This is a genomic window from Sphingomonas cavernae (genome assembly GCF_003590775.1).
Lineage (GTDB): Bacteria > Pseudomonadota > Alphaproteobacteria > Sphingomonadales > Sphingomonadaceae > Sphingobium_A > Sphingobium_A cavernae.
This window is the reverse complement of record NZ_QYUM01000002.1, coordinates 919,808-931,841: the sequence shown is the minus strand read 5'-3', so window position 1 is coordinate 931,841 and position 12,034 is coordinate 919,808. Positions and strand designations below refer to the sequence as shown.

The window sequence follows — 12,034 nt, the reverse complement described above, 5'->3', positions numbered from 1 at the left end:
TTCAGCGCGCGGGCGCGGGCTTGGCCGCCGCCGGCTTGCCCGGCTTTGCGATCTGGACGGGCTGACCCGGCTGCACCTTTTGCAGCCCGTTCACGATCACGCGGTCGCCCGCCTTCAGCCCTTCACGGATCACCCAGTTGGAACCCTGCAGGTCGCCGAGCTTGATCGGGCGTTGCGCCGCGACATTCTTGTCGTCCACCACCATGACGGTTGCGCCCTGCGCGGCGAGCTTGACCGCGCGCTGGGGCACGATCAGTCCGTCGGGCCGGACCCCCGCCTTCACGCGCGCGCGGACGAACTGGCCGGGCAGCAGCAATCGGGTGGGATTGGGGAATTCGGCGCGAAGCGCGGCGGTCCCCGTCGCCTCGTCGATCGCGAGATCGAAGAAGTCGATATGTCCGCTCAGCCCATAGGCGCTGCCATCCTCGAGCACGAGGTTGACGGGGAGGCGACCGTCGATCGGCATCTTGACCCGGCCCGAGGTCATGTCGCGCCGCAGCGCAAGCACGTCAGAACTCGATTGCGAGAAGTTGACATAGACGGTGTCGAGTTGCTCGATCGTCGTGAATAGCGTCCCCGCAGTCGCCGTCACGAGCGCGCCTTCGGTGACCTGGCCCCGGCCCGCTCGGCCCGAAATCGGCGCGGTCACCGTGCTGTAGCCAAGGCTCAGTCGCGCGCTTTCGGCCTGCGCGCGGGCCAGGGCGACATCGGCCTGGGCGGTGCGCAGCCGTGCGACCGCGGCGTCATATTCCTGCTTGGAGATCGCCTGATCGGCGATCAGCCCTTGATAGCGCTGGACGTCCTGCTGGGCATTGGCTGCGGTCGCCTGATTGCGCGCCAGCGTTGCCAGAGCCGCGTTGAGGCTGGCGCGCAACTCGCGCGGGTCGATCTGGAACAACGACTGTCCCGCGCGGACATCGGTGCCTTCCTCGTAGAGCCGACGCTCGACAATCCCGTTGACGCGCGCGCGGACTTCGGCGGTGCGCACCGCCTGGATACGGCCCGGCAATTCGATGACATTGTCGATCGCCTGCGGACGGATCGTGATGATGTCGACCTGCGGCGGTGGCGGCGCGGGCTGTTCCCCGCCCGAACACGCAGTCAGCGCAAGCAGGGCCGCCGCGAGCGTGCCCGCTGCCGCATTTCGAGGAGTCGTGGTGCGGCGCATCGCGTTGCTTTCCCTGAAAATCTAGATTTCCTTCCAAATGCATATCGCATTCGGCTTGCGGGCGCCAGTAATGTAACGTACATTACACGTCAATTGCAAAAGCAGGGGGAGGCTGAGCATTGGACATCACCGCGATGGACAAAGGCACTATATCGGGACCGTCACAGGATGCGCGGAAGGAAGAGCGGCGCAGGGCGATCCTCGACGCTGCCGAGATGCTGTTTCTCGAACAGGGCTTCGCCAAGGTGAGTCTGGCGACGATCATTCGCCGCTCGGGTGGCTCGCTCGCTACCGCTTATGAACTATTTGGCAGCAAGCATGGGCTGCTCCGCGCGGTGATCGAGCGCGACAAATGCGAGCGACAGGCGGAGTTCGACGAACTGGTCGAGCACACCGAGTCGGCGGCGGAAATCTTGCGCAGCCTCACCCGACGCATTCTCGAGATCGTCATGCAACCACGCCAGGCGGCAATGATGCGGATCGTCATCGCCGAAAGCATCAGCGATCCGGAATTTGCGCGCGGCTTTTATCGCGAGATCCATCTCGGTCGCGTCGAGCATCTCGCGCAGATCTTCGGCGGTTGGAATGCCGATGGCCGCGCTCGGTTCGACGATCCTGAAGCTGCCGCCGAGCTTTATCTTGACATGGTGGTGGGCGATGCCGAGCTGGAGGCGCTGATCGGTGATGCCATGCGTCGCGGCGGTGAAAGCCTGACGGCGCGCATGGATTGGCGGCTCGACATTTTCATCGACCACTTCAAGGTGAAGTGAGCGTCAATCGCGTGGAGCATTTATGCAGGCGCTATCCGCGCAGGCGGATCAGCCCTTCCTGCGTCACGCTCGCGACGAGCCGCCCGTCGCGGGTGAAGAGGCTGCCGCGGTTGAATCCTCTCGCATGGCCGGCCCATGGGCTGTCCATGCTGTAGAGCAGCCATTCGTCGGCGCGAAAATCCTCATGGATCCAAAGCGCATGGTCCAGGCTTGCGGTTTGAACTGCGGCCGTGGACCAGTGGACGCCGTGCGGCAGCGTCGATGTGGCGAGCAGCATGAAATCGGATAGATAGGCGAGTACGGCGCGGTGGACGCCGGGATCGTCGCCCAGCGGCGCCACGGCGCGCACCCAGATATTCTGCGCAGGGGGCAGAATGTGGTCCGTCTTCTCCCACCGCGACACGACCGGCCGAATCTCGATCGGGCGGGGCGAACTCATCCACTTGAGCAGCTCTTCAGGCACGGTGTCGGCATTGCGGCGGACGATCTCTTGCTCCGGCTTCAGCGCTTCGGGTGGCGGGACCTCGGGCATCGCGGTCTGGTGCATGAGGCCGGTCTCGGGAATCTGGAACGATGCCGCCATGTTGAGGATCGGAACGCCGCGCTGAAGCGCGATTACGCGACGCGTTGCAAAGCTGCGTCCGTCGAAGTCGCGCTCGACGCGGTAGATGATAGGTAGCGCGTCATCGCCGGGGCGCATGAAATAGGCGTGGAGCGAATGCGGCGGCCGCCCGTCGTCGACCGAACGGCTCGCGGCCGCCAGCGCCTGGGCGATCACCTGTCCGCCGAAGACGCGCCCGCGCCCCTCGGTGACCCGCGCGCCGCGATAAAGATCACGATCGATCTCCTCGACATCGAGCAAAATCTTCAGGCGCTCGATCAGCCCCTCGGGAGTCTCGTCGTCGATCATCGCATTCTCCCTGGGGCCTTCGCCATACCGAAAATTCAAAAAACAAATAGACAGCGCGCGCACCCGCTTGAGGATATCGCAAATCCCGCATATCCTCCCTGCGATCAAGGGCTTTTGAAAAAACCCGAGGCATGAACGGAGAGCGGCATGGGCGAGGTGCAACAGTCGGTCGACACGGTGCGGAGCATCTGGCCCGCTTATTCACTCGAACAGATCGAGTCGATGCTTTGCGCAACAGGGGCGCCGTTCGAAATGGAGGAGGTCGTCATCCGGGGCGTGCCGACTCGGACTTGGAAAAATGTGCCTCCAACGCTTGCCGCGCTTGCCCATATTGCGCGGTCGCACGGCGCGCGCTGCTTCACCGTCCATGAGGATGAGCGGGTCAGCTATGACGCCTTTTTCCGTGCGACCGCGACTCTGGCGCACGCGCTCGCGGCGCGGGGCGTGGGCAGGGGCGACCGTGTCGCGATCGCCATGCGCAATCTGCCCGAGTGGCCGGTCGCCTTCTTCGCGGCGACCGCGATCGGCGCGATCGCGGTGCCGCTCAACGCGTGGTGGACGGGCTCAGAGCTCGAATATGCGCTTCGTGATTCGGGGACCCGCTTGCTGATCTGCGACGCCGAGCGCCACGCGCGCATCGCACCGCATCTCAGCGCGCTTCCCGATTTAACGCATGTGATCGTCAGCAGGACATCGCAACCGATCGAGGGCGCCGAGCTTCTGGATACGATGCTTGGTGACGCCGATGGATGGGCGGCCCTGCCTGATACAGAGTTGCCCGAGATTGCGGTGGAGCCTGATGATGCCGCGACGATCTTCTACACTTCGGGCACGACTGGCCATCCCAAGGGCGCGCTCGGCACGCACCGCAATATCCTCACCAATATCCTGTCGACCGCCTATGCAAGCGCGCGCGCCGCGCTGCGCCGTGGCGACATGCCGCTACCCGCGACGCCGAAGACGCTGCTGCTGGTGATCCCGCTCTTCCACGTCACGGCGTGCAATGCGGCGCTGATGGGCGCGGTGTTCGGCGGATCGACGCTCGTCTTCATGCGTCGCTGGGACACGGTGAAGGCCTTTGAGCTGATCGAGCGTGAGCGCGTCAACAGCACCGGCGGTGTGCCTACCATCGCATGGCAATTGCTCGAGCATCCCGAACGCGCGAACTATGATCTCTCGAGCCTGGAAACGATCAGCTATGGCGGCGCGCCCTCAGCGCCTGAACTCGTGCGGCGCATCCAGGCCGAGTTTGGCTGCATGCCCGGTAATGGCTGGGGCATGACCGAGACCTCGGCCACCGTCACCAGCCATGTCGCCGAGGATTATCAGCACCGCCCCGAAAGCTGCGGCCCCGCCGTACCCGTCGCAGAGCTCAGGATCATCGCCGATGACGGGGTGACCGCGCTGCCGCCGGGCGAGGTCGGCGAGATCTGGGCGCGGGGGCCGCAGATCGTGGCGGGATACTGGAACAAGCCCGAGGCGACCGCGGCGACCTTTATCGACGGCTGGGTGCGCACCGGCGATCTCGGCCGGCTCGACGAGGAGGGCTTCTGCTACATTGTCGACCGCGCCAAGGACATCATCATCCGCGGCGGCGAGAATATCTATTCGAGCGAGGTGGAGAACTTCCTTTACGACCATCCTGCGGTGACTGATGCGGCGCTGGTCGGGCTTTCTCACCGCACGCTGGGCGAGGAACCCGCGGCGGTCGTGCATCTGGGACCCGGCATGGCCGCGACCGAGGCCGAACTGCAGGACTGGGTGCGCGCAAGGCTTGCAGCGTTCAAGATTCCGGTGCGCGTGCTCTTTTGCGACGACACGCTGCCACGCAACGCCAATGGCAAGATCCTCAAGAAGGAGCTCAAGGCGTTATTTGATCAGCGATGATCGCGCCATTGCAGCGGCACCCGCTGGGGTTCGAGGAGCTTTGCGCCACATATCAGCATCGCTGCGCCGATGCTGGCGCCGGCGAAGCTCAGCGCCGCCAGGAGGAACTCGGACGCGGTTGCATCGTGCGGCGCGCCCGACGCGATCAAATGCTCGAGGCCGACGCCGGCGAGCAGTGAAAGGCCGATCGAAATCAGCCCGAAGATTCTCAATAGGATGCCCACGAAACCACTCCTGTGGAAACCGTCGGCTTGGACGACCGCCCATAGGCCGCACCGCCAAGCGCGATGCGGATTCATTTAACGGTCACGCAATAGGGTTTCGAGACGATGTCTCGCGTCGTTCCGTAGAGATTTCGTATGATTTTCCGCCGTGGCGTTGACCCTGCTAGCGGGGCGGCTTCTTTTCCAGTGTCTGCTTGAGCGCCGCCAGCGCGCCGAAGGGCCCGGCCTCATCCTCGCTCATCACGCCCGCCGCCTTGAGCGTCGCGTCGGCATCGGCGCTGCGGGGGAAGGGGTCGAGCGCGAGCGCCAGCGTCTGGGCGAGCGCTTCGCCAAGATCGACCGCCTGGCCATCGAATTCGACAATGTCGAGCTCACCTTCGCTCAGTTCGACCTCGTCGGCAGGAACGTCGCCGCTCACCGTCACGAACTTGAGCGCGAAGGGTTCGTCGATCTCCGCGGGGACGCTCTCTCCCGTTGCGACGCAGCTCTGTTCAACCTGCGCGGCAATCCTCCCCCTGGCACTGATGCCGCCAGCCACGCGCACCAGCGCGGCATTGCCTTCAAGGTGCGCAATCGCGATCAACCCGAAGCGCCTGGCCAGCGCGGTGCGCTCGGCGTCATCGGCGGCTACGGCGATTGTCCGCGGACTATCGCCGATCGTGTCGATCCGGACGACCCGGCTGAACTCGGGGGCTGGCGCGCTCATGGTCGTGGAAATCCGTCGGTAACCAGCGTCGCAGCATCGGTCGCGTCGAGCGCTGCGGCCAACGTACGCATCCGGGCCGCGCTGAACGACAGCGCCTCCGCATCGGGCGCGCTTCCACGGTAGAGATTGCGCGTCAGCGCATCCTCCCAGCTCTCGCTGGCCGCAATCGCGCCGCGATAGGCGCTCAGGCGCCCGCCGAGCGCGCTCATCATCTTGCCGATATGCTTGCCCACGATGATGTCGCCGATGCCGATCTGGCGCAGTTGGCCGTCCATGTCCTCGATGAAGATCTCGGTCAGCAGCACCGACTGGTCGGCGCCGCTCTTGCCCTCGCGCTCAAGCCGGACCAGCGCCATCGACAGCAGCGCCGCCACCATGTCGAAGCGGCCATCGACGGTGTCTGCGACGCCACCATCCAGATACCAGGCGGGGTCGCGCGCGGCCTCGACGATGCTGCTGTAAAGCGGCACCAGCGCATCGCGCCCGCTTTGCCTCGCGAAAAGGCGGCTCAAAATCGACACGGTTCAATCGGCTCCCGGTAAGGCGCGCCCTTGTCGGGCGGCAATCCTGCGCATATTGAGGCACGAGGCGCGCCTTGCAATGGGCTGCGCCACGCAATTGCGCAGATTCGAGGAGTGGCCGCAAAATGGTGATGACGAAAAGGGCGATGCCGGTGATCGCGGCGGCCATGGTGGCGCTGATCGCGACGGGCGGCTGCACCCGTATCCGTGCGCACCAGGGCTATATCGTCGACAATCAGCTCGTCCAGGGCATCCAGCCGGGTATCGACAACCGCGATTCGGTCGAAGGCACGCTTGGCCGCCCCACCTTTGTCGGCCAGTTCGACGCCAATGACTGGTATTATGTCTCGCGCTCGACCCGGCAGCTCGCCTTTGCCGATCCCAAGCCCGTCGAACAGACGATCCTGCATGTCCGTTTCGATGCGGCAGGCAATGTTGCCGCGGTCGATCGGCAGGGACTTGAGAAGATCGTTTCGATTCACCCCAGCGGCGACAAGACGCCGACACTCGGCCGCGAACGCGGCTTTTTCCAGGAGCTGTTCGGCAATATCGGCGCGGTCGGCGCACCTGGCATGGGCGGTGGCCAAGGACCGCAATAGCCGGGCTGCGGCCCGGCGTCTGCTCATACAAGACGGAATCGTCATGCTGAACTTGTTTCAGCATCCATGCGGAAACGCCGACGCTGCCGAATAGATCTTATGGACCCTGAAACGAGTTCAGGGTGACGGTGGTGGTTGCCCTAGATCGAACACAGGCCAGAAGGGATTTCGGCCTTCACCGAGATCCCCTTTTTCTTTTGGTGTCAGCCCGCAATCCCTGCGGCCGCGAGCACCGCCAGTGTCACCAGCTCGGACGCGGTCGATGACATCGTCGCCACCTGCACCGGCTTTTCCATGCCGACGAGCATCGGTCCGATCACCGAATCGCCGCCCAGTTCGCGCAGCAATTTGGCCGAAAGATTGGCCGACTGCAGCCCCGGCATGATGAGGACATTCGCCGGACCCGAAAGGCGGCTGAACGGATAGTTCGCCATCACCTTGGCATTGAGCGCGACGTCGGGCGCCATTTCGCCTTCATATTCGAAGCTGACGCCGCGCGCGTCGAGGATCGATACTGCGGCGCGCAGATTTTCGAGCCAGGTGCCCTCGGGATTGCCGAAGGTCGAATAGGAGAGGAAGGCAACGCGCGGTTCATGCCCCATGCGGCGCGCGACCGCGGCAGTACCCTCGGCGATGTCGGCGAGCTCCTCGGCGCTGGGCCGCTCGTTGACCGTGGTGTCGGCCATGAAGACGGTGTGGCTCTGCCCGACAAGGACGTGAATGCCGAAGGCCGTCGACGCCGCGCGCTTGTCGATCACCTTGCGCACCTCGCGCATCGTGCGCGAATAGGTGCGCGTGACGCCGGTGATCATCGCGTCCGCCTCGCCCAACTGGAGCATCAGCGCGCCGAAGATGTTGCGGTCACGGTTGACCATGCGCTCGATCTCGCGCTTCAGATAGCCGCGGCGCTGCAGCCGCGCGTACAGAAACTCGACCATCTGGGGCACCAGCTTCGAATTGACGCTGTTGTGCACCTCAAAGCTCTCGGGATCGTCGACCCCCATCGCGCGCAGCTTGTCGTAGACGTCGTCACGTCCGACGAGCACAGGGATGCCATAGCCGCCGTCGCGGAACTGGATCGCCGCGCGCAGCACGACCTCTTCCTCGCCCTCGGCGAAGAGCACGCGCTTGGGATGCGCGCGCGCTGCCTCATAGGCGAGCGTCAGCACCGAGGTCGTCGGATTGAGCCGTCCCTTCAAGGTTTGGCGATAGGCCGTCATGTCGAGGATTGGCTTTTGCGCCACGCCCGAATCCATCGCCGCCTTGGCGACCGCGGCAGGCACTTCCTCCATCAGCCGCGGGTCGAAGGGCGCGGGGATGATATAATCGGGGCCGAAGCTGTGCGCGAGCCCGCCATAGGCGATCGCAACTTCCTCGGGCACCTGCTGGCGCGCCAATTCAGCGATAGCGTTGGCCGCGGCGATCTTCATCTCGTCGTTGATCGCGGTGGCGCGGACGTCGAGCGCGCCGCGGAAGATGAAGGGGAAGCCAAGGACGTTGTTGACCTGGTTGGGATAGTCCGAACGGCCCGTGGCGACGATCGCGTCGGGACGCGCAGCCTTGGCTTCGGGCGGGGTGATCTCGGGATCGGGATTGGCCATCGCGAAGATGATCGGGCTCGGCGCCATGTCCTTGACCATCTCGGGCTTGAGCGCACCTGCCGCCGAAAGGCCGAGGAAGATATCGGCGCCGACCAGCGCTTCGGTCAGCGATCGCGCATTGGTCTTGACCGCATGTGCCGATTTCCACTGGTCCATGCTCGCCTCACGGCCCTGATAGATCACGCCCGAGCGGTCGCACATGATGACGTGATCGTGCGGCACGCCCATCGACTTGATCAGCTCGGTGCACGCGATCGCCGCAGCGCCGGCGCCGTTCACGACCACGCGCACGTCCTTCAGGCTGCGTCCGGTCAGGTGGCAGGCGTTGATCACCCCCGCCGCGGTGATGATCGCGGTGCCGTGCTGGTCGTCATGGAAGACGGGAATGTTCATACGCTCGCGCAGTTGCTGCTCGATGATGAAGCATTCGGGCGCCTTGATGTCCTCGAGGTTGATGCCGCCAAAGCTGGGTTCGAGCAACGCGACCGCGTTGACGAAGGCGTCGGTGTCCTCGGTATCGACTTCGAGGTCGATCGAATCGACGTCTGCAAATCTTTTGAACAGCACCGCCTTGCCCTCCATCACGGGCTTGGAGGCGAGCGCACCGAGATTGCCGAGGCCGAGGATCGCGGTGCCGTTGGAGATCACCGCGACGAGATTGCCCTTGGCGGTATAGTCATATGCGGTCGCGGGATCCTCAGCGATCGCGCGCACGGGAACCGCCACGCCCGGCGAATAGGCAAGGCTCAGATCGCGCTGCGTCGCCATCGGCTTGGACGCAATGATCTCGATCTTTCCGGGGCGGCCATGCGAATGGAAGAGCAGCGCCTCCTTTTCGGAGAATTTCACGTTGCTGCCTTCGCTCATTCGAGGATCCTTTTGCTGTTGTCCGGCCAGGAGCTGCCGTTACGGCAAGCGGCCGATGGATATTGCTGAGAGTCGCGTTCGCTCTAAGCACAAAAATCGGTCAATGCTACCTTTGGCAAAGCTGAAATTAGCCGGTATCAGCACCGCGAGCCCATGAACAAGCAATCGCGCCCGCCCTCCGCCGCCCCGTCCGCACCGACGCCGATGATGGCGCAATATCTTGCGCTCAAGGCAGAGGCGCAGGATTGCCTGCTCTTCTACCGGATGGGCGATTTCTTCGAGCTGTTCTTCGATGACGCAAAAATTGCCTCCGCGGCGCTCGATATCGCGCTCACCGCGCGCGGTGAGCATGACGGCAAGCCGATTCCGATGTGCGGCGTGCCTGCGCACTCGGCCGAGGCCTATCTCGCGCGCTTGATCAAGGCGGGGCACCGCGTCGCGATCGCTGACCAGATCGAAACCCCCGAACAGGCCAAGGCGCGCGGTTCCAAATCGCTCGTCGGTCGCGCGATCATCCGCGTGGTCACCGCGGGCACGCTGACCGAGGAAACGTTGCTCGACGCGCGGTCTGCGAACTGGCTGGTGGCGCTTGGCGAAGCGGGTGGCGCGCTTGGCCTCGCGGCGGCGGACATCTCGACGGGCCGTTTCGAGGTGACGCGGATCGATCCCAATGCGCTCGGCGCCGAGCTCGCCCGGCTCAACCCCGCCGAAATCGTCGTTGCCGAAAATGCGGCGCACTGGCCCGACGCGGCCTTTGCCCGCCCGCGCGCCGATTTCGACAGCACGGGTGGCGAAACCCGGCTCAAGACGCTGTTCGGGGTCGCCACGCTCGACGGTTTCGGTGGCTTCGACCGCGCCGAGCTTGCCGCCGCGGGCGGACTCGTCGCCTATCTCGACCATGCGGGCAAGGGCACGCTTCCGTTCCTCCAACCGCCCATCCGCCGCGCGGTCGAGGGCCATATGATGATCGACGCGGCGACGCGCGAGAGCCTCGAACTGACGCAGGCGAACGGCGGCGGGCGCGCGGGCAGCTTGCTCGATGTCGTCGACCGCACCGTCACCGGCGCAGGCGCGCGGCTGCTCGCCGCGGACATCGGCGCACCGCTTGCCGACCGGCTCGCGATCGAGGAGCGGCTCGATCTCGTCCAGCATTATTGCGACGATTCCGGCTTGCGCGAGCATGTCCGCGGGGCGCTTAAGGCACTGCCCGATATTGGCCGTGCGCTCGGGCGGCTCGTTGCGGGACGCGGCAGTCCGCGCGATCTCGGTCAGCTCCGCGACGGACTCGGCGAGGCGCGGCTGCTGCGCGAAAGGCTTGGGAACCTCATCGATCCGCCCGTGCTCCTCGCACGGCTGCTGCCGATGCTTGACGGTCACGGCGCGCTGGTCGACCACCTCTCGCGCGCGCTCGTCGCCACGCCCCCGATCGACGCCGCGCAGGGCGGCTATATCGCCGAAGGCTATGATGCAGCACTTGATGAGCTGCGCGGCGTAGGCGGCGACGGCCGGCGCGCGATCGCCGCGCTCGAGGCGCGCTACCGCGAGCAGACCGGGATTTCGGCGCTCAAGATCCGCCACAATGGCGTGCTCGGTTATCATGTCGAGGTGCCCGCCAGGTCGGGCGATGCGCTGATGCGCCCCGAATCGGGCTTCACCCACCGCCAGACGCTGGCCGGGGTGGTTCGCTTCAACGCGCCCGAGCTCCACGAACAGGCGCTGCGCGTGACCCAGGCAGGCGCGCACGCGCTCGCCGCCGAGGCCGCGCATCTCGAGGCGCTGACCGAAGAGGCGCTGGTGCGGCGCGAGTCGATCGCGCATACCGCCGATGCGCTTGCGCGGCTCGATGTCGCGTCAGCGCTGGCGGAACGCGCCGCCGAGGGCGGCTGGACGCGGCCTGACCTTGTCGAGGATCCGCGCTTCGAGGTCGAGGGCGGCCGCCACCCCGTCGTGGAACGCGCGATCGAGAAGGCCGGCGAACGCTTCGTCGCCAATGATTGTCGGCTCGCGGAGAACCAGAGGCTGTGGCTGGTCACTGGCCCCAATATGGGCGGTAAATCGACCTTCCTTCGCCAGAACGCGCTGATCGCGGTGCTGGCGCAGGCGGGCAGCTTTGTCCCTGCGTCGCGAGCTACGCTTGGGCTTGTCGACCGACTGTTCAGCCGTGTTGGCGCGTCGGACAATCTGGCGCGCGGGCGCTCGACCTTCATGGTCGAGATGGTCGAGACCGCCGCCATCCTCGCGCAGGCGACCGAACACAGCTTCGTCATCCTCGACGAGGTAGGGCGCGGCACCTCCACCTATGACGGCCTCGCGATCGCATGGGCGGTGGTCGAGGCGGTGCACGACATCAACCGCAGCCGATGCCTGTTCGCGACGCACTATCACGAGTTGACGCGGCTCGCAGAACGGCTCGACGCGCTCTCGCTCCATCACGTCCGCGCGCGCGAGTGGAAGGGCGATCTCGTCCTGCTCCACGAACTTGCTGACGGTCCGGCGGACCGCAGCTATGGTATTGCGGTCGGCAAACTTGCGGGGCTGCCCCCCACGGTGCTCCACCGCGCCTCGGAAGTGCTGAAGAAGCTCGAGGCAGGGCGTGCGCAGACCGGGGGGCTCGCGGCGGGGCTCGATGACTTGCCGCTCTTCGCGGCGATGGCCGCACCGGCCGAGGAGGATAAGGACGTGCTTCGCGACGCGCTGAACATGCTTGATGCGGATGCGCTCACCCCGCGTGAGGCACTCGACGCACTTTACCGGCTCAAGGCTATCGCGACCGGGGGCTGA

The 12,034-nt window shown here is 65.4% G+C and carries 10 protein-coding genes; 4 read left to right on the top strand and 6 right to left on the bottom strand.

From position 1 onward, the window contains the following. Position 1: 1 nt before the first annotated feature. On the bottom strand, positions 2–1,168 hold the full coding sequence (locus D3876_RS04635; RefSeq protein ID WP_119759936.1) for an efflux RND transporter periplasmic adaptor subunit: 1,167 nt from the start codon (positions 1,166–1,168) through the stop codon (positions 2–4). A 119-nt stretch (positions 1,169–1,287) separates the two neighbouring features. Between D3876_RS04635 and D3876_RS04630 the strand changes: the two genes are divergently transcribed. Next, positions 1,288–1,938, top strand: coding sequence for a TetR/AcrR family transcriptional regulator (locus D3876_RS04630; RefSeq protein ID WP_119759935.1), 651 nt, complete (start codon positions 1,288–1,290; stop codon positions 1,936–1,938). A 31-nt stretch (positions 1,939–1,969) separates the two neighbouring features. Here the strand turns inward: D3876_RS04630 and D3876_RS04625 are convergent, their stop codons facing one another. Then, on the bottom strand, positions 1,970–2,848 hold the full coding sequence (locus D3876_RS04625; protein ID WP_119759933.1) for an acyl-CoA thioesterase: 879 nt from the start codon (positions 2,846–2,848) through the stop codon (positions 1,970–1,972). A gap of 147 nt (positions 2,849–2,995) precedes the next feature. On the opposite strand from D3876_RS04625, the gene D3876_RS04620 reads away from it, so the two are divergent. Then, positions 2,996–4,735, top strand: coding sequence for a class I adenylate-forming enzyme family protein (locus tag D3876_RS04620; protein ID WP_119759931.1), 1,740 nt, complete (start codon positions 2,996–2,998; stop codon positions 4,733–4,735). Here the strand turns inward: D3876_RS04620 and D3876_RS04615 are convergent. The 3 genes from D3876_RS04615 to D3876_RS04605 all read right to left on the bottom strand — a co-directional run bounded on the left by D3876_RS04615 (position 4,726) and on the right by D3876_RS04605 (position 6,186). Beyond that, a complete protein-coding gene (locus D3876_RS04615) occupies positions 4,726–4,959 on the bottom strand; it encodes a hypothetical protein (protein WP_147417585.1) in 234 nt (77 codons plus the stop codon). The genes D3876_RS04620 and D3876_RS04615 overlap by 10 nt on opposite strands. Positions 4,960–5,122: 163 nt before the next feature. Then, a complete protein-coding gene (locus tag D3876_RS04610) occupies positions 5,123–5,665 on the bottom strand; it encodes a YceD family protein (protein ID WP_119759928.1) in 543 nt (180 codons plus the stop codon). Then, complete coding sequence (locus tag D3876_RS04605) at positions 5,662–6,186, bottom strand: ubiquinol-cytochrome C chaperone family protein (RefSeq protein ID WP_119759926.1); 525 nt, start codon at positions 6,184–6,186, stop codon at positions 5,662–5,664. Before D3876_RS04605 ends, D3876_RS04610 begins: the two co-directional genes overlap by 4 nt. Before the next feature lie 131 nt (positions 6,187–6,317). On the opposite strand from D3876_RS04605, the gene D3876_RS04600 reads away from it, so the two are divergent. After that, positions 6,318–6,785: an outer membrane protein assembly factor BamE gene (locus D3876_RS04600; RefSeq protein WP_238475292.1), complete on the top strand. Its 468-nt coding sequence runs from the start codon at positions 6,318–6,320 to the stop codon at positions 6,783–6,785. 203 nt (positions 6,786–6,988) lie between these two features. Here D3876_RS04600 and D3876_RS04595 read toward each other — a convergent pair whose 3' ends face one another. Next, positions 6,989–9,253 (bottom strand): NADP-dependent malic enzyme, encoded by a 2,265-nt coding sequence (locus D3876_RS04595; RefSeq protein WP_119759923.1) that lies wholly within the window; start codon positions 9,251–9,253, stop codon positions 6,989–6,991. 204 nt (positions 9,254–9,457) lie between these two features. On the opposite strand from D3876_RS04595, the gene mutS reads away from it, so the two are divergent. Beyond that, on the top strand, positions 9,458–12,034 hold the full coding sequence (mutS, locus tag D3876_RS04590) for a DNA mismatch repair protein MutS (protein WP_119761039.1): 2,577 nt from the start codon (positions 9,458–9,460) through the stop codon (positions 12,032–12,034).

What these genes read in the sequence shown, in the direction of transcription:
- D3876_RS04635 (WP_119759936.1), bottom strand. Translation starts at nt 1,168, where the DNA reads ATGCGCCGCACCACGACTCCTCGAAATGCGGCAGCGGGCACGCTCGCG.
- D3876_RS04625 (WP_119759933.1), bottom strand. Translation starts at nt 2,848, where the DNA reads ATGATCGACGACGAGACTCCCGAGGGGCTGATCGAGCGCCTGAAGATT.
- D3876_RS04620 (WP_119759931.1), top strand. Translation starts at nt 2,996, where the DNA reads ATGGGCGAGGTGCAACAGTCGGTCGACACGGTGCGGAGCATCTGGCCC.
- D3876_RS04610 (WP_119759928.1), bottom strand. Translation starts at nt 5,665, where the DNA reads ATGAGCGCGCCAGCCCCCGAGTTCAGCCGGGTCGTCCGGATCGACACG.
- D3876_RS04600 (WP_238475292.1), top strand. Translation starts at nt 6,318, where the DNA reads ATGACGAAAAGGGCGATGCCGGTGATCGCGGCGGCCATGGTGGCGCTG.
- D3876_RS04595 (WP_119759923.1), bottom strand. Translation starts at nt 9,253, where the DNA reads ATGAGCGAAGGCAGCAACGTGAAATTCTCCGAAAAGGAGGCGCTGCTC.
- mutS (WP_119761039.1), top strand. Translation starts at nt 9,458, where the DNA reads ATGATGGCGCAATATCTTGCGCTCAAGGCAGAGGCGCAGGATTGCCTG.